Source organism: Wenzhouxiangella indolica (assembly GCF_042310355.1).
In the GTDB taxonomy this organism is placed as follows: Bacteria; Pseudomonadota; Gammaproteobacteria; order Xanthomonadales; family Wenzhouxiangellaceae; genus Wenzhouxiangella.
On sequence record NZ_JBHJMR010000021.1, the window covers coordinates 13,625 to 30,205 of the forward strand.

The following is a 16,581-nucleotide window of genomic DNA, read 5'->3' on the forward strand; positions in this document are numbered from 1 at the left end:
CTAGCGGCAAAGTGACCGAAGACATCGCCGAAATCTCCGCGCGCCTGCACGAGCTTCGCCAGGAGCACCGCGACCTGGACCAGGCGATCGAGCGCATGGGCGATAACCCCGCCGTCGACCAACTCCAGTTGCGCCGGCTCAAGAAACGCAAGCTGCGCCTGCGCGACCAGATCGCCTGGTACGAGAGCCGGCTGATCCCCGATCTCGACGCCTAGCGTTGGCCCGCGATGCGGGCTGGTTCTTTGGTGTTCTGGTTTTGGCATCCGCCGGGGGTGCGGGGCGGCTTTGCCGCGACGGGTTTGCGGGGGCTTTGATTGGTGGGGTTTGGGTGGGGTTGGTGTTGTCTGTCGGTTTGGTGGCCTCGACAAGTCAAAATCTGTTTCGCCCGGGCCCGCTTCGCGGGGTCTTGCGGCGACTCACTTTTGTCAATTACGACAAAAGTAAGCAAAAACGCTCTCTAACTTCAAAGTCCCACGCTCGGTTGCCTCAGGAGCTTGGCGACTGTGGGGGCTGGCCCCTTCGGTGAGCGGGCTTCGCGAGGGCCCGGCTGGTCGCGTGGTGCCCGGGATGATTTCCGAAAGTGGCCATGGGAGGAATCCCGGGCTTGCGCTCCGGATTGACCCCCGCGCGCTGAGCGCGCGCCATCTGCGCGGTTGCGGAGGAACGTAGGATGCGTGGAGCGAAGCGCAACGCATCAGCCGATGCGTTACGGCCCTACGGGCCTCCACGCATCCTACGCGCCCTCGAGCGATCCTCAAGTTTACGGATCGAAGCCGTGCCGTCCTCGTGCGGGCTTCGCCCCATTCCCGCTAGCGCCACCGGATCCTCCGACCGAGTTTTCGCGAAGCCCGCTCCGCGAAGGGGCCAGCCACCTCCCAGTTCGAGTCCTGAAACCCCGGATCGTGGGACTTTGAATTTGAAAAGCGCTTTTTCGTATCTTTTTTCGCTTTGGAAAAAAGGTACTCGCCGAAAGAGCCTGCGAAGCAGGCCGGGCGAAACGCCTTTGACGTGTCGAGGCCCGCACCGCGACCGGCGGGCGCCAACCCACCAAACACCCCAGACCGCGAAGCCCCCCGAAAAGAGGCGCCACGTCAAACCGTTGGGAATACGTGCCAGCAAAGAGTCGCGAGTGTGGACATCTCGTCCGTCGGGAACGCGCCCCGCATCTACTCCTCCCCGGTCAACTCAAGCAACTCGGGGGTCACCTGAATGATGGCGTGCCGGATTTCCTTGCTGAGAACCAGCTTGGCATCGCGGGCGAAGGTCTCGAGCCGGCGGCCGAAGACCAGGCAGTTGTCTTCGTCGCGCGAGAGGAAGCCGCTGTCGAACATGGCCTCGATGAACTGCCGGAACAGGGTGCGATCGTAGAACTCGGGTGCTTCGAACTCGTGCAGCAGCGAGATGCGCTGGGCGGAAAGGCTGCAAAGCTGTTCGAGCTGGCGGCGATTGAGCAGGCCCGAGCCGTTCTTGACCAGCACGGACATGGTGATGAAATAACGCTCGAAAGTCTGCAGCAACGAGCCGCCGAGCAGGCGCAGGTAGTAGCTCTCGTCGCTTCCCCCGGCGGCGCGCTGCAGGTCGTCGCCCGAGGCGCGCAGCAGCTGCAGCTCGATCAGCGCGTCGATGCAGCGTTCCACGACGCCGTCGAGCTCGTCTTCCGTCCAGGGCAGAAACAGCTCGCGCTGCAGGAAGGGGTAGACCGTTCGGCTCAGGGAGCGCAGGCGCGAGCGGCGCACGCGCTGCGTGTTCAGGAAGCAGCAGGCGATCCAGGCGCTGATGGCCAGCAGGTGGGCGGTATTGTTGCGGAAGTAGGTCAGCAGGACGGCGCGTGTGGCATCCGTGCGGATGATATTGCCCAGCCGGTGCGCCTGGCGTTCGACGATACCCAGCTCCAGGCCGTACTCGATGACCTGGCCCGGCGTCATTCGCGTGATCGTGACCCGGTCGGAGTAGGCGCTCAATCGCACAACGTTTTTGAGCACCCCGATCATTTTCTCGAGGTCTTCCTCGTCGAGCGCGTGCTTGCGGCTGGCCAGCAGGGCGGTTGCCAGCAGGTTGACCGGGTTGACGTCGGCCGACCGATTGATGTTGACCATGATCTTCTGCGCGAGATCGTCGACTACATGCCCCAGCCACGGGGGCTTGCTGCCGTTGTCGGGTCGCTCGGCCCGCCAGTCCGGGTTGTGCTTGTCCAGTACGCCTTCGAGCTTGATGGGTTCACCGAAGCTGACCGCGACTTCGCCGTAGTTCTTGCGCAGGATGTTGATCACGTTGCGGAAGTCCGATAGCGACTCGGGTTTTTTCTGCTGCCCGGAAAGCTCCGAGATGTAGGAGTTTCCCTCCGCCAGTCGCTCGTAGCCGATATAGACCGGCTGGAACAGCAGCGGCCGGGATGGATTGCGCAAAAAGGCCCGGACCGTGATCGACAGCATTCCGGCCCGCGGCGGTAACAGCCGTCCGGTGCGCGAGCGGGTTCCCTCGATGAAGTACTCCATCGAGACGCCGCGGTCGAGGATCAGCGTGACGTACTGATTGAAAACCGCCGCATAGAGGGGCTGGGAACGAAACGACCGGCGCAGGAAGAACGCGCCGCCGCGGCGCAGAAGGGGCCCGACCAGCGGCATGTTGAGATTCACACCCGCGGCGATATGCGGCGGCACGAAACCGCGGTGGTACAGCAGATACGACAGCAGCATGTAGTCGATGTGGCTGCGGTGGCAGGGTACATAGACGATCTCGTGGCCATCCTGCGCCTCGCGGAACTGGCTGAAATGGTGCACCACGACGCCGCGGTAGATTCGGCTCCAGAACCAGGTCAGAAGCAGGTCGAGGATGCGGATGAAGGCATAGGAATAGTCGGCCGCGATTTCGCGCGCGTACTTGCGGGCGACCAGTTCGGCCTTTTCCTGGCTGACGTCGTCGCGTCGTGCCTTGGCCGCGATGGCCTGTTGCACCGACTCCGAACGAATAACGCGCTCGACCAGTGTTCTTCGATGGGAACGGTCCGGCCCGATTGCGGCAGTGCGAATCCGCTTGAAGTGGACCCGCAGCACCCGGCTGATTCGACCGAGAGCCTGGGAGCTGTCCTCGGTCTCCTCGATGACCGCTCCGACCTCGACCGGCTTGCCGAAATGCACCATGGTGGCCCGGCCGTTGATCAGGGTCGAGAAGAACCTGCGAATGCGCCCGGCCACGCCCCAGTTCTCCGAAAACAGGATCTTGAAGATGCTCTCTTCCTTGTCGGGTGCGCGCCCGATCAGGACGGTTACCGGCACGACCTGAACGCGCGCGAGATCCTCCGAGTCGGCGCGTTCGAGTAGTTGCCGAAGCATCTCCGGGTGACGGCGTCGCCGCGGTCGGCGCAGAATGAAGCCGCCGTAGCGCCGCGAGGCGCTGTAGGATCGGGGCAGTCTGCCGTCCCCGACCTGGAAGGTATGCCCCGGCCGTGGCCAGTCCAGTTTCCTGCATACCTCGTCGACGATCAGCAGCGATGTGAGCGCGTAGGTGTCGAGGACGTAGAAAACGGGGCGATCGGGGTCGATGCCGAGTTCCGTCAGATCCTCGGGCAGCACGGTCGAGCGCACCCACCAGTGCAGGATGCGCCGGAGCAGGTTGAGCCACGCGCCATAGAGGCGTGCGGGCAGGCCGATTGAAGGGCTGGGTCGCTGCATGATGGGGCCAGGATTCGGGGCGGCAAGTTTACCATCCGGCCCGCTCGGGGAATCGCACCGGCCAGGCAAAGAAAAACCGGGCCCATGGTGGAGCGGGCCCGGAAACCGGTCAAACCGAAAAGGATTTTCTTGATTGTTGATCGCGGGGATGCGAAACCGATTCACCTCCCTCAGGCAAAATCATACAACAGGACGCATTTCCTGATCAAGAAGATTATAAAGACACTATAACTAACTGAAGTAGTGGGATATTTCTTCCTGGATACCGGCGGCCGCCGCGGCTGGATCCGCGGCATCCCGGATCGGTCGCCCCACCACGATGTAGTCGGCCCCGGCCGCAAAGGCCTCGCCGGTGCTGAGCGTTCGCTTCTGTTCGTCGCGGTTGGCGACCGGGCGGATGCCCGGACAGACCGCGATCAGGCGGTCATCGACATCGCGGCGCAGCGCCGCCACTTCGAGTCCGGAAGAAATCACGCCGCTACAGCCGATTTCCAGTGCCCGCCGGGCCCGCGAGAGCACCAGGCGCTCGACGTCGCACTGGAAACCCAGGTCGTCGAGGTCGCCCTGGTCCAGGCTTGTCAGCGCGGTCACGGCCAGGATGCCCATTTCGCCGCGATTGGCGACGGCCTCGGCAAGCATGCCGTCGTTGCCGTGCACGGTCAGGAAGTCGACGTCGCGCCGCGCCAGCTGAGCCGTCGCCCGGCCGACGGTCGGCGGGATGTCGAACAGCTTGAGGTCGGCAAAGACGCGCTTTCCCGCCTGCTTGAGTTCATCGGCCAGTTCGAAGTAGTTGCCGCTGAGGAAGAACTCCAGTCCGAGCTTGTAGAACTGCACCTGATCGCCGAGCTGGCGAACCAGGCTGCGGGCTCGGTCGATATCGGGCACGTCGAGGGCGAATATCAGTCGTTCCACGGCGGGGATCCGCCGGCGGTTGTCAGGCAGCGTCATGGAAGTGCTCCAGGATGTTCGGGGCAATGCGTTCAGGGTGAACCATGTGCAGGTGATGGCCGCCGGGACAGCCGAGGGTCTCGCGCCGCTGTCGCAGGGCGGCCAGCCTCAGCTGGAACATGCGCTGGCCGAGCAGGCCGGTATGCGGTTCGGAATGGATGTTGAGCACGGGTGTATCGATATGGGCGATCAGGTCGATCACCTGCGGCTCGGTGTAGCGGTGCGCGGTCGGCCAGGTCAGGCGCTGATCGTGGCGCCATTGCCAGCCGCCGGCAGTCTCGACCAGGCCGCGATCGGCCAGCATACGGGTCGATGCTTCGCTCAGGTCGCTGCCCTGCTGCCGCGCGGCAATGGCGTTCTCGCGTTCGATGTGCACGCGGCGCGGGCGCGGCTTCGAGCGGGACACGGCCTTGCGCCAGCCCTCCGCCGTTTTCTCCGCCGGCGCCGAAAGCGGGCCGAGCCCCTCGATCAGGACCATCGACGCCACCCGTTCGGGGGCGGCGGCCGCCACCAGGGTCGAAACCGCTCCGCCGAGCGAGTGGCCCAGCAGGTTGGCGCGCTCCCAGCCGAGTTCGTCGAGCACGGCCAGGACGTCGAAGCTGTAGTCGTCGAAGTGGTAGCGCACACCGTCCGGTCGCGGCGCCGAGAGACCGTGACCGGGGAAGTCGACGGCGACCAGGTCGAGTCCGTCGAGATGCGCGCTCAGCGGCAGAAAGGAATGGGCGTTGTCGAGCCAGCCGTGCAGGGCCAGGACGGGAACGTTGCCGCGTCGCCAGCGCAGGCCCGCGACGCGCCCGCCGAGCAGCTCGATGGCTTCCATCAGTCCAGCCGCTCCAGGTTGGCGTAGGACAGCACCAGCCATTTCTGGCCGGCGCTCTCGAAATTGATCTGCACGCGCGCGTTCGGGCCGCTGCCCTCGACATTGACCACCGTGCCGATGCCGAAGCGCTCGTGGCTGACGGTCGAGCCCAGGTTGAAGTCGTGCTCCGGGCCGGGCCCGCCGCTGCTGCCGCCGCCAAAAGCCGGGCCGGCATAGCGTGCCGGCCTGGGCCGGACCTGCTCGACCAGCTCCTCGGGTAGCTCGTCGAGGAAACGCGACGGGTAGGACGTGGAGGTCTGGCCGTGCAGCATGCGCGACTCGGCGTAAGTCAGGTACAGGCGCTGCATGGCCCGGGTCATGCCGACGTAGCACAGCCGGCGTTCCTCGGACAGGCGCCCGGGCTCCTCGGTCGATTTCTGGTGCGGGAAGAGGCCTTCCTCCATGCCCGAGAGGAACACCAGCGGAAACTCCAGGCCCTTGGCCGAGTGCAGGGTCATGAGCTGCACGCAGTCCTGCCATTTCTCGCCCTGGTGCTCGCCGGCTTCCAGCGCGGCCTGGGCCAGGAAGGACGCCAGGGGGCTCAGGCCCGACTGCTCGTCCTCGAGCGGCTGGTCGAAGGTCTCGGCGGCACGAATCAGCTCGGTCAGGTTCTCCTCGCGCGATTCGGCCCGGTCGGGCGCCTCGCGCTGGCGGTACCAGCGCGCCAGGTCGGCCGTCTCCACCACCGCGGACATCAACTCGCCCAGCGAGGCGTCGCGGGTGCGCCGGTCCAGATCGTTGATGATCTCCAGGAACTGGGCGACGGCGTTGCCCGCACGCGCGGCGAAGGCGCCGCTGTCGCGCATCGCCGTGGCGGTGGCGAACAACGAGGCGCCGTCGGCGCGGGCTCGCTCGCGAATGGCGGCGACCGTGCGTTCGCCGATGCCGCGCGCGGGCACGTTGACCACGCGTTCGAAGGCCGGGTCATCGCCGCGATTGTGGACCAGCCTGAGATAGCCCATGGCGTCCTTGATCTCGGCGCGCTCGAAGAATCGCTGGCCGCCGTAGACGCGGTAGGGAATGCCCTCGGCCAGTAGCTGGTGCTCGAACAGGCGCGATTGCGCGTTGGAGCGGTACAGCACGGCCGCCTCGGACGCGGCGCCCCCCTGCTCGAGCCAGTCGCGGATCCGCGCGATGACGAAGTCGGCCTCCTCCTCGGCGCTGAAGGCCGAGAAGACGCGAATCGGCTCGCCCTGCTCACCTTCGGTCCAGAGGTTCTTGCCCATCCGCTCGTCGTTGTTGGCAATCACCCGGTTGGCGGCCTCGAGGATGGTGGCGGTCGAGCGGTAGTTCTGCTCCAGCCGGATCATCGCCGGATCGAAGTCGCGCGCGAAGTCGGAGACGTTCTCCACCCGCGCACCGCGCCAGCCGTAGATCGACTGGTCGTCGTCGCCGACGACGAACATCCGCGCCCGATCGCCGGCGATGATGCGCACCAGCGCGTACTGCAGCTTGTTGGTGTCCTGGAACTCGTCGATCAGGATATGCCCGAAGCGGTCGCGGTACTGCTGCTGGCGCGCCGGGTTGTCGCGCAGCAGCTCGAGCGTGCGCAGCAACAGCTCGGCGAAATCGACCAGGCCGGAGCGCTCGCAGTAGTCCTGATAATTGCGGTAGACCGACACCTGGGTGAGCGCGTGCGGGTTGTCGAAAGGCTCGATGTGCTCCGGCCGCCGGCCCTCGTCCTTGTGGTGATTGATGAAGCCCTGCATCTGACGTGCCGGGTACTCGCCCTCGTCGAGTTCCATGTCGCGGATCACGCGACGAATCAGGCGGTACTGGTCCTCGCTGTCGAGAATCTGGAAGGTCTCCGGCAGCCCGGCCTCTGCCGCGTGCATTCTGAGAATGCGGTGGCAGATGCCGTGGAATGTGCCGATCCACAGCCCGTCGGGCCGCAGGCCCAGCAGCTTGCCCACGCGGGCGCGCATCTCGCCGGCAGCCTTGTTGGTGAAGGTGACCGCCAGCACGCCCATGGGGCTGACGTGATGGACCTGGATCAGCCAGGCGATGCGATGCACCAGAACGCGCGTCTTGCCCGACCCCGCGCCGGCGAGCACCAGCACGTGCCCGTCCTCGGCCGTAACCGCCTCGCGCTGCGCGTCGTTGAGCTCGTCGAGTAGGTGGCTGACGTCCATGGCGGTTTATCGGGACTCGGGACTCGGGACTCGGGACTCGGTAAGGGGCCGGGACTCGGGACTCGGGACTCGGGACTCGAGGAAGCGTCCCGGTGTTGTGGCAGGATTTGCTGTGCTGACGAACGGAAGCGCTAAGAACACTCGCTTCTCAACGGCATCAGTAGCGAGTCCCGAGTCCCGAGTCCCGAGTTCCGGTTCCAGATCGCTCGATCGCAGCCGCATAGCTCAGCTGCCCTCCGAGCCTCGATCCACGGCACGGAATCCAATATCAGACCGATAAAACGCTTCCTCGAAGCCGATCTGGGCGATCCACTGGTAGGCGCGGGCCTGCGCTTTGCGGACGTCCTCGCCCAGGGCGCAAAGGGCGAGTACCCGGCCGCCGCTGGTGACCACGCGGCCTTCGTCGTCCAGGGCGGTGCCGGCGTGAAACACCTTCACGTCCGCCGGGAAGTCCGATTCCAGTCCGGTGATCGGGTGGCCCTTGTCGTAGCTTCCGGGATAGCCCCCGGCGGCCATCACCACGGCCAGCGCGGTGCGCTCGTCCCACTTAGGGTCGATCTCGTCGAGCGTACCTTCCAGGGCGTGCTCGATGATTTCGACCAGGTCCGATTGCAGCCGCAGCATGATCGGCTGCGTCTCGGGATCGCCGAATCGCACGTTGAATTCCAGTACTTTCGGCCCGGTGGCGGTGAGCATCACGCCGGCGTAGAGAAAGCCGGTGAAGGACGCGTCGTCCTCGACCAGGCCGGCGAGCGTGGGCTCGATGACCTCCTCGAGGATTCTCCGGTGCACGGTTTCGTCGACGACCGGGGCCGGCGAGTAGGCACCCATGCCGCCGGTGTTCGGACCGCGATCTTCCTCGTCGCGCCGCTTGTGGTCCTGGCTCGAGGCCATCGAAAGATACTGCGTGCCGCTGGCGACGACGATGAAACTCGCTTCCTCGCCCACCAGGAACTCTTCGACGACGACACGCCGACCGGCCTTGCCGAAGGCTTCGCCCGAAAGCATGTCCTCGAGCGTGCTGCGGGCCTGGTCCTCGGTCTCGACAATGACCACGCCCTTGCCGGCGGCCAGGCCGTCGGCCTTGAGCACCACCGGCAGGCCGATGCCGTGGATCATCTCCATGCCCTCGTTGACATCGTCGACGACGCCGAAAGCGGCGGTCGGGATGCCGTGGCGTGACATGAAATCCTTGGCGAAGGCTTTCGAGGACTCCAGGCGTGCGGCGTCGGCGCTCGGGCCGAAACACTTCAGCCCGGCGGCTTCGAAGCGGTCCACGATACCGGCCGCCAGCGGCGCCTCCGGGCCGATCACGGTCAGGCCGACCGATTCGGACCGGGCCAGCTCGATCAGCCCGTCGATGTCCTCGGCGCCGACATCGGCATTGCGCATGCCCGGCTCGCGCGCCGTGCCGGCGTTACCGGGCGCGACGATGACCGCTTCGACCTTGTCCGACTGCGCCAGCTTCCAGGCCAACGCATGCTCACGACCACCGCCGCCGACGACGAGGAGTTTCATTTGTGTGCTATCCGGGATTTGTGTGCCATTTTATTGTACAGCGGCGCCTGGGCGCGTCAGGGCTTTCGGGAGGGCGAAATTTTCAAATCCGAAGCACCAAATCCGAAACAAAACCCAATGTTCAAAATCCCAATGACAGAAACAAAACCCTCGCTGATCCAGGACGCGCCTGCGGTGGCAAACGGCGCGGTCGTTTTGAACATTCGAATTTCGGTCATTCGAATTTGTTTCGGATTTGGTGCTTCGGATTTCGAATTTCGGTCCGGCGCTGCCGGGCCGTCCCCTCAGTGCCTGAAGTGCCTCCTCCCCGTCAACACCATCGCAATGCCATGCTTGTTGCAGGCATCGATGACCTCCTGGTCACGCTTTGAGCCTCCCGGCTGGATGACGGCGCGGATGCCGCGTTCGGCGGCGGCTTCGATGCTGTCGGCGAACGGGAAGAAGGCGTCGGAGGCCATCACGGCACCGGCCAGCGACAGCCCGGCGCCTTCGGCCTTGACCGCGGCGAAGCGGGCGGAGTCGACGCGGCTCATCTGGCCGGCGCCGATGCCGACGGTGGCGCGGTCCCTAGCGTAGACGATGGCGTTGGAGCGCACCAGGCGCACGGCGGCCCAGGCAAAGCGCAGGTCGTCGAGTTCGGCGTCGTCGGGCGATCGTTCGGTGACGATCTCGAGCTGGGGCACGGTCTGCCAGTCGTCGGCGGCCTGCACCAGCCAGCCGCCGTCGATGGCGCGCAATTCCAGCGGCTGCGGCGCGGCGTCGCCGGGGGTCAGCACCCGAACATTCGGCTTGGCAGCCAGCATTTCGCGCGCCTCGCTGCTCACGGACGGGGCGATCAGCACTTCCATGAACTGCTTGAGCAGGCGGCCGGCCAGTTCGCCGTCGACTTCGCGGTTGACCGCGATGATGCCGCCGAAGGCCGAACTCGGGTCGCATGCGAAAGCCTTGTCGTAGGCTTCGGCCACGCTGTCGCCCTGGGCCGCGCCGCAGGGATTGGTGTGCTTGACGATCACGCAGGCGGGTGCCTCGCCCAGGCTCTTCACGCCGGCCCAGGCGGCGTCGGCGTCGAGCAGGTTGTTGTAGCTCAGCGCCTTGCCCTGCAGGGGCTGGCAGCCGGCCAGTCCGCGCGCACCCTGGCCCCGGACGCGATAGACCCCGGCAGCCTGGTGCGGGTTTTCGCCGTAGCGCAGGGACTCGATGGCGTCGAGCGCGAGATTGATCCTCGGCGGCAGCTCGCTGTCACCATCGTGCGCCGAAAGCCACTGGCTGATCTGGCCGTCGTAGGCGCAGGTGTGCGCAAATGCGCGCGTGGCCAGCGCGCGCCGACGACCTTCGTCGGGTAGTTCGGGCAGAGAATCGATGACGCTCGCATAGTCGTCGGGGTCGCACAGCACGCAGACGTCGCGGTGGTTCTTGGCGGCGGCGCGCAGCATGGCCGGGCCGCCGATGTCGATGTTCTCGATCGCTTCGTCCAGCGTGCAGTCCCGGCGCGCCACGGTTTCGGCGAAGGGGTAGAGGTTGACGACCACCACATCGATGCGCTCGATGCCGTGTTCGGCCATCACGCCGGCGTCGAGGTCGCGCCGGCCGAGGATGCCGCCGTGGACTTTGGGGTGCAGGGTCTTGACGCGCCCGTCCATGATCTCGGGGAAGCCGGTGAGGGTACCGACTTCGGTCACGGCCAGCCCGGCTTCGTCGATCGCGCGCGCCGTGCCGCCGGTGGACAGCAGGTCGAAGCCGGCATGATCGAGGTGCCGGGCCAGATCGACCAGCCCGCGCTTGTCGGAGACGCTCAGCAGGGCCCAGCGGCGATTGGAGTTGTTCATTGGCAGGTCATGTGCTCCGGAGAAGATTCAAACGCCGGGGAAGGGGATCCCGGTCGGCGACTCAGTCCAGGCCGTAGCGACGGATGCGGTTGCGAAGGGTGGTTCGGGTGATGCCGAGAATTTCGGCCGCGCGGGACTGGTTGCCGTCGGTCTGTCCCAGAACGGTTTCGACCAGCGCTCGCTCGGCCTCGCTCATGATCAGACCGTGCAGGTTCTCCGGCGGCGTATGGCCCATGTCGTCCAGGTACTGTCGAACGACGCAGCGGACGAATTCATGCAGGCACGGGCCCTGATCTGGCTGCTTTTCTGACAAGCTCGGTTCCCTCGAAAGGCTTGGACGCTTGGGTGTTCGCGGCGAACCGCAAACGATAGCACAACTGGCCGGGCTCTCATGCGTATTAGTGGAAACGCATCTGGAAGCCGGCCGGCTCGCTCGTTCCGACGACGAATTCCAGCAGGATCGGCATCACGACGCCCGCCGGCAGTCCGCGGCTGATCTGCTCCGGGTCGCGCAGGTACTCCCCGGGCTGGAGACGCCGCACGCCCAGAACCTGCTGACTGGCGTCGTAGAAGCGCACTTCGACTACCGGAAACGGCACGGCCGTGTCGGCCTGGTTGCGCAGGCTGGCGCTGATGACGACGGCGTCGTCCAGGCTGGGGTGGGGGTGCAGGTCGCGCGATACGATCTGGATGGTCTCGTTGGGGTCAAGCGCCGCATCGGGCTGGGCCGAACTGCCGAGCCAGCGCGCCACCGGCGAACCGGGGGTCTGCCAGAGCGCCCAGAGCTGGACCACCAGCAGCACCAGCAACACGGCGCTGACCGCCGGCCACAGCCAGCGGCGCGGACCGGAGTCGTCCGGATCGAATTCGGGCAGGGGCTCGGCGGCGGAAGCCGCATCGGGCCCGGGTTCGGGTTCGTTGTGATACTCCACCGGGAGTTCGGCCTGAACCATGTCCGGGTGCTCGAGCATGGGCGGCATGCCGTTGCCGCGCAGGGGCGCATCCGAGGTGTCGGGGTGGCGTTCGAACAGCTCCGAGAGGCTGTTGAAGGTCTTGCCGCAATTGCCGCAGCGGACCACGCCGGCTGCCTCGGCCAACGCCCTGGGCGGGAGTTCGTAGACGGCCTGGCACCCCGGGCAGCGCGTGTACACGGCGACCGACCTCAGCCGTTTTCGGATCGCGCCGAGGTCAGCTCGCGATAGCGCTCGAGGCTGGCCGAAAAGCGATCACGGGCCGCCTGTTCTCGCTCGTCGAGGCGATCCAGGTCGGCACGCAGCCCGCGCAGCTCGGAGCGGGTCTGCTCGATGTTGTCCTGCAGCGACTTCGGAACCGACTTGCCGTCGCGGTTGATGGAAGCGGCGCGGCCGACCAGTTTTTCGAAGCGGTTCTCGATGAGACCCAGGGCCAGGCGCGTCGATACGCGCTGGCTCTGAATGCCGGCCAGCTGCATCTCGAGTGCCTCGCGCAGGTCCGATTCGCTGCTGTAGGTGGCCAGCAGCATTCGGTCGCGGGCCTCCTGGCTGCGTTCCTCGGCCTCGATGCGGGCCTGCTCGCGGCGTTCCCGGCGGCGCTCGGCGATCTCCTCGGGGCTCAGCGCCGGCTCGACGCGTTCGCGAACCGTCCCGTCAGGACCCAGCCGGACGTAGCCGTAGTCCTTGAACTCCGGCGGCACCGACTGGCCGTAGTGGGTTTCGCCCTCGTCGTCGACCCAGCGATACACGGACTGGGCCTGCGCGGCGGGCGCAGCCAGAACGAGAAGCAGAAAGAACAGCAGAGTGTGACGCAGCATCGCGGGAAATCAGGCGCCGTAACGTTGTTGATAGCCTATCACGGCCTCGAGACTCGCCGGCGGGCGGTCGTGCGAGGCCAGCCAGTCGATCAGATCCTGCAGGCCGGCGATCGAGACGACCTGCAAACCATTGGATTCGACAACCTGGACGGCTGATCGTTCGTCGTCGCTGCCACGCTCCTGGCGGTCGAGGGCGATGGCCACGCCGGCCGCGTCGGCGCCGGCCTCGGCGATGATGGCGAGCGCTTCACCGATGGAGGTGCCGGCCGAGATCACGTCGTCGATGATCAGCACGCGGCCGGCAAGCGGTGCGCCGACCAGCATGCCGCCCTCGCCGTGATCCTTGGCCTCCTTGCGGTTGTAGGCGAACGGCACGTCGATCGCATGCTCGCGCGACAGGTTCAGGGCCACCGCGGCCGCCAGCGGAATGCCCTTGTAGGCGGGGCCGAAGAGCATGTCGAAGGCGATGCCCGAATCGACGATCGCGTCGGCGTAGCAGCGCGAGAGCGTGTCGATGGCCGCGCCGGTGCTGAACTCGCCGGCATTGAAAAAGTACGGGCTTTCGCGGCCGGACTTCAAGGTGAAGCGGCCGAAACGCAGCGCCTCCCGGTCGAGGGCGAGCTGCAGGAAGCGAGTGGTCCAGGGCTTTGGCATGAGACTCATTCTAGTTGATCGAGGTCATGCAGTGCGTCGCGTCCTGGCCTAAGCTGTCGATTCCGGATGCAGGAAAGCAGCATGCAGCGCGGCGATTGCGAACCGACGGTAGTCTTCCAGGCCCGGGGCCTGACCCGCGTCTACCAGATGGGTGAAGTGGCGATTCACGCCCTGCGCGGCGTCGACCTCGACCTTTTCGCCGGCGAGCTGGTCGTGATGCTGGGCGCCTCGGGTTCGGGCAAATCGACCCTGCTCAATATCCTGGGCGGCCTGGACGCGCCGACCGAGGGCACGGTGCGCTACGACGGGCGGCAGCTCGACTTCGACAGCCAGCGCGAGCTCACCCGTTTTCGGCGTGAGCATGTCGGCTTCGTGTTCCAGTTCTACAACATGATTCCGAGCCTCACGGCCCTGGAGAACGTTGCCGTCGTCACCGATATCGCCCGTTCACCGATGCTGCCGCTGGAGGCCCTGCGCCTGGTCGGCCTCGAAGACCGCCGCGATCATTTTCCCTCGCAGCTGTCCGGCGGTGAGCAGCAGCGCGTGGCAATCGCGCGCGCCGTGGCCAAGCGCCCGGCCGTGCTGATGTGCGACGAGCCGACCGGCGCACTCGATTCGAAAACCGGCCGGCAGGTGCTCGCGGTGATCGACCAGGTCAATCGCGAGGTGGGGGCGACCACCGTCGTGATCACCCACAATGCCGTGATCGCGAGCATGGCCGACCGCGTGGTGCGCTTGCGCGACGGGCGCATCGATTCGATCGAGACCAACCGCGAGCGCTCCGACCCGGCGTCGCTGAGCTGGTAGTCGGATGCGCGCGCTCGATCGCAAACTGCTGCGCGACCTGGGGGCGCTCAAGGGGCAGGTGGCGGCGATCGCCCTGGTCATCGCCGCCGGCGTCATGACCCTGATCATCGCGGTTACGTCGCTCGACGCGATTCGAGACAGCCAGGCCGGCTTCTACCGCGACTACCGCTTTGCCGATGTCTTCACCGAGCTCAAGCGCGCGCCGGAGCATCTTTCCGGGCGGATGGCCGTCATCGACGGTGTCGACCGGGTCCACACGCGGGTCGTGGCGCCGGTGCGGCTGGAAGTGGCCGGCTTCGACGATCCGGTCAGTGGCCAGCTGGTCAGCATCCCCGGGGGTGAGCAGCCCCCGATCAATCGCCTGCACCTGCGCCAGGGCCGCTTGCCGGAGCCCGGACGGGCCGACGCCGTCGCCGTCAGCGAGCCCTTCGCCCAGGCGCACGGCTTGCGTGCCGGTGACCGGATCGAGGCGATCATCAATGGACGGCTGGAAAGCCTGACCGTCAGCGGTATCGTGCTGTCGCCGGAGTACGTCTACCAGCTCGGTCCGGCCGACCTGATTCCCGACTACGAGCGCTTCGGCGTGCTGTGGATGAACCGGCGTTCGCTCGGTCGCGCCTTCGACATGGACGGCGCCTTCAACAGCGTGGCGCTCACCCTCCAGGCCGGTGCCGAGGCCGAGCCGGTCATCGCCGCGCTCGACCGGCTGCTCGGCGACTACGGCAGTCTCGGCGCCTACGGGCGCGATGAGCAGGTCTCGCACCGCATCCTGTCGCAGGAAATCGACCAGCTCGGCGTCATGGCGATCATCCTGCCGGGCATCTTTCTCGGCGTGTCCGCTTTCCTGCTCAGCGTGTTGATGGGGCGCATCGTCCGCACCCAGCGCCAGCAGGTGGCGGTGCTCAAGGCCTTCGGCTACGGCGGCGGCGAACTGGTGCGGCACTACGCCTTGCTGACCGCCCTGATCGTGCTCGTCGGCGTCGTCGTTGGTGCCGTGCTGGGCGCCTGGGCGGCCGACTGGGTGGCCGCGCTCTACATGCAGTATTTTCGCTTTCCCGAAACCCGTTTCGAGGTCCGGCCGCAGATCGTCGCCCTCGGCGCGGCGGTATCGGCCGCTGCCGCGATGCTGGGTACCTGGCGGGCGGTGCGCGAAGCGGCCGCCCTGGCGCCGGCCGTGGCCATGCGCCCGCCCGCACCAGCGATCTTCAGGCGCGGCTGGCTGGATGGGTCGGGGCTCCGCGGCTGGCTGGACCAGCCAACGCGGATTATTTTCCGCAACCTGGGCCGGCACCGCGTCAAGGCCTTGTTGTCGGTGCTGGGGATCGCCCTGTCGGTCGCCCTCCTGCTGATCGGCGGCTATCAGTTCAATGCCGTCGATGAGTTGATCGATACCCAGTATCAGAAGGTCCTCAAGATGGATGCGATCGTGCATCTCAACGAGGTGACTTCCGTGCGCGCCGCCGCCGAGCTTCGCCAGTACCCCGGCGTTCGTCACGTCGAGGGATTCCGGTCGGTTCCCGTGCGCCTGGTGCACGGCGTGAGCGACTACCGTACCGCCCTGCTGGGCATGCCGCCATCGCCGCAGCTGCGCGGGCTGATCGACCGCGCCGGCGCCGACCAAACGCTGCCCGACGAGGGCCTGGTGCTGACCGATTACCTTGCCGAGCACCTGGGCGCGCGTGTGGGTGACGCGATCGATGTCGAGATCAAGGTGGGGCGCCGGCGCACGGTGAGCGTTCCCCTGGCAGGCGTGGTGGCCGAACCACTGGGGGTGAGCGCCTACATGTCGCGTGCCGCGCTGAACCGCCTGATGCGCGAGGGGCCGGCTGTTTCCGGCTTCTGGCTCGCGCTCGATGACCAGCACGAACAGGCGCTCTACCAAGCGTTGCGGGACGCGCCGCGCGTGGCCGGTATCGGCCTGATCAGCCGGGCCGAGCGCGACATACGCGCCTACATCGAGGACACCGCCCTGGGCATGATGAGCGTCATGCTCCTTCTCGCCGCCTCGATCGCTTTTGCCGTGGTCTACAACAGTGCCAGAATCGCCCTGGCCGAACGCGAACGCGAGCTGGCCACATTGCGCGTGCTGGGATTCGGGCGTGGCGAGGTGGCCTGGATCCTGATCGGAGAACTTACGCTGCTGACCCTGGCGGCCATCCCGCTCGGCTGGGTGCTGGGCACGGGCTTTGCCTGGGTGCTGACCGAGTCCATGGCGATGGACCTGTTTCGAATCCCCTTCGTCGTCACGCGCCAGGCCTACGCGCTTTCGGCCGCCAGCGTTCTGGCCGCGGCGGCACTGTCCGCCGTGTTGATCACGCCGCGCCTGTTGCGACTGGACATGGTGTCGGCGCTCAAATCGATTGAATAGAGGCGTTGC

General features: G+C 66.5%; 14 protein-coding genes. 3 read left to right on the forward strand and 11 right to left on the reverse strand.

All coding sequences use genetic code 11. From position 1 onward, the window contains the following. The first annotated feature begins 11 nt into the window (after window positions 1–11). Window positions 12–215: a YdcH family protein gene (locus ACDC67_RS14965; protein ID WP_376694432.1), complete on the forward strand. Its 204-nt coding sequence runs from the start codon at window positions 12–14 to the stop codon at window positions 213–215. Between the two features lie 951 nt (window positions 216–1,166). Here the strand turns inward: ACDC67_RS14965 and plsB are convergent. The 11 genes from plsB to pyrE all read right to left on the reverse strand — a co-directional run bounded on the left by plsB (window position 1,167) and on the right by pyrE (window position 13,397). After that, the gene (gene plsB / locus ACDC67_RS14970; RefSeq protein WP_376694434.1) at window positions 1,167–3,671 is read right to left on the reverse strand and encodes a glycerol-3-phosphate 1-O-acyltransferase PlsB; all 2,505 of its coding nucleotides are present in this window, start codon (window positions 3,669–3,671) and stop codon (window positions 1,167–1,169) included. A gap of 231 nt (window positions 3,672–3,902) precedes the next feature. Next, window positions 3,903–4,619 (reverse strand): orotidine-5'-phosphate decarboxylase, encoded by a 717-nt coding sequence (gene pyrF, locus ACDC67_RS14975; RefSeq protein ID WP_376694436.1) that lies wholly within the window; start codon window positions 4,617–4,619, stop codon window positions 3,903–3,905. Then, window positions 4,606–5,439 (reverse strand): alpha/beta fold hydrolase, encoded by an 834-nt coding sequence (locus tag ACDC67_RS14980; RefSeq protein WP_376694437.1) that lies wholly within the window; start codon window positions 5,437–5,439, stop codon window positions 4,606–4,608. Before ACDC67_RS14980 ends, pyrF begins: the two co-directional genes overlap by 14 nt. Then, window positions 5,439–7,610, reverse strand: a complete 2,172-nt coding sequence (gene uvrD, locus ACDC67_RS14985; protein ID WP_376694439.1) for a DNA helicase II — start codon at window positions 7,608–7,610, stop codon at window positions 5,439–5,441. Before uvrD ends, ACDC67_RS14980 begins: the two co-directional genes overlap by 1 nt. Window positions 7,611–7,835: 225 nt before the next feature. After that, window positions 7,836–9,128, reverse strand: a complete 1,293-nt coding sequence (gene purD / locus ACDC67_RS14990) for a phosphoribosylamine--glycine ligase (protein ID WP_376694441.1) — start codon at window positions 9,126–9,128, stop codon at window positions 7,836–7,838. Window positions 9,129–9,184: 56 nt separating this feature from the next. Then, complete coding sequence (locus ACDC67_RS14995; RefSeq protein WP_376694442.1) at window positions 9,185–9,346, reverse strand: hypothetical protein; 162 nt, start codon at window positions 9,344–9,346, stop codon at window positions 9,185–9,187. A 66-nt stretch (window positions 9,347–9,412) separates the two neighbouring features. Next, window positions 9,413–10,954: a bifunctional phosphoribosylaminoimidazolecarboxamide formyltransferase/IMP cyclohydrolase gene (gene purH, locus ACDC67_RS15000; protein ID WP_376694443.1), complete on the reverse strand. Its 1,542-nt coding sequence runs from the start codon at window positions 10,952–10,954 to the stop codon at window positions 9,413–9,415. A 61-nt stretch (window positions 10,955–11,015) separates the two neighbouring features. After that, window positions 11,016–11,267, reverse strand: a complete 252-nt coding sequence (locus tag ACDC67_RS15005) for a helix-turn-helix domain-containing protein (RefSeq protein WP_376694444.1) — start codon at window positions 11,265–11,267, stop codon at window positions 11,016–11,018. An 85-nt stretch (window positions 11,268–11,352) separates the two neighbouring features. Next, entirely contained in the window at window positions 11,353–12,105 is a 753-nt protein-coding gene (locus tag ACDC67_RS15010; RefSeq protein WP_376694445.1) for a DUF3426 domain-containing protein, read from the reverse strand. Window positions 12,106–12,116: 11 nt separating this feature from the next. Next, window positions 12,117–12,743, reverse strand: coding sequence for a DUF4124 domain-containing protein (locus ACDC67_RS15015; protein WP_376694446.1), 627 nt, complete (start codon window positions 12,741–12,743; stop codon window positions 12,117–12,119). A 9-nt stretch (window positions 12,744–12,752) separates the two neighbouring features. Beyond that, entirely contained in the window at window positions 12,753–13,397 is a 645-nt protein-coding gene (gene pyrE, locus ACDC67_RS15020; RefSeq protein WP_376694462.1) for an orotate phosphoribosyltransferase, read from the reverse strand. 81 nt (window positions 13,398–13,478) lie between these two features. Here pyrE and ACDC67_RS15025 point away from each other — a divergent pair, with 81 nt between their 5' ends. Next, window positions 13,479–14,204 carry an ABC transporter ATP-binding protein gene (locus ACDC67_RS15025; protein ID WP_376694447.1) on the forward strand — a complete coding sequence of 242 codons (726 nt, stop codon included), beginning with the start codon at window positions 13,479–13,481 and terminating at the stop codon, window positions 14,202–14,204. Window positions 14,205–14,208: 4 nt separating this feature from the next. Then, entirely contained in the window at window positions 14,209–16,572 is a 2,364-nt protein-coding gene (locus ACDC67_RS15030; RefSeq protein ID WP_376694448.1) for an ABC transporter permease, read from the forward strand. The last annotated feature ends 9 nt before the right edge of the window (window positions 16,573–16,581 follow it).

Bases quoted from the DNA above. Each gene is read 5' to 3' on its own strand.
- plsB (WP_376694434.1), bottom strand. From the start codon at position 3,671: ATGCAGCGACCCAGCCCTTCAATCGGCCTGCCCGCACGCCTCTATGGC.
- pyrE (WP_376694462.1), bottom strand. From the start codon at position 13,397: ATGCCAAAGCCCTGGACCACTCGCTTCCTGCAGCTCGCCCTCGACCGG.
- ACDC67_RS15015 (WP_376694446.1), bottom strand. From the start codon at position 12,743: ATGCTGCGTCACACTCTGCTGTTCTTTCTGCTTCTCGTTCTGGCTGCG.
- ACDC67_RS15025 (WP_376694447.1), top strand. From the start codon at position 13,479: ATGCAGCGCGGCGATTGCGAACCGACGGTAGTCTTCCAGGCCCGGGGC.
- pyrF (WP_376694436.1), bottom strand. From the start codon at position 4,619: ATGACGCTGCCTGACAACCGCCGGCGGATCCCCGCCGTGGAACGACTG.
- ACDC67_RS14980 (WP_376694437.1), bottom strand. From the start codon at position 5,439: ATGGAAGCCATCGAGCTGCTCGGCGGGCGCGTCGCGGGCCTGCGCTGG.
- purH (WP_376694443.1), bottom strand. From the start codon at position 10,954: ATGAACAACTCCAATCGCCGCTGGGCCCTGCTGAGCGTCTCCGACAAG.
- uvrD (WP_376694439.1), bottom strand. From the start codon at position 7,610: ATGGACGTCAGCCACCTACTCGACGAGCTCAACGACGCGCAGCGCGAG.
- purD (WP_376694441.1), bottom strand. From the start codon at position 9,128: ATGAAACTCCTCGTCGTCGGCGGCGGTGGTCGTGAGCATGCGTTGGCC.
- ACDC67_RS15030 (WP_376694448.1), top strand. From the start codon at position 14,209: ATGCGCGCGCTCGATCGCAAACTGCTGCGCGACCTGGGGGCGCTCAAG.
- ACDC67_RS14995 (WP_376694442.1), bottom strand. From the start codon at position 9,346: ATGACCGAAATTCGAATGTTCAAAACGACCGCGCCGTTTGCCACCGCA.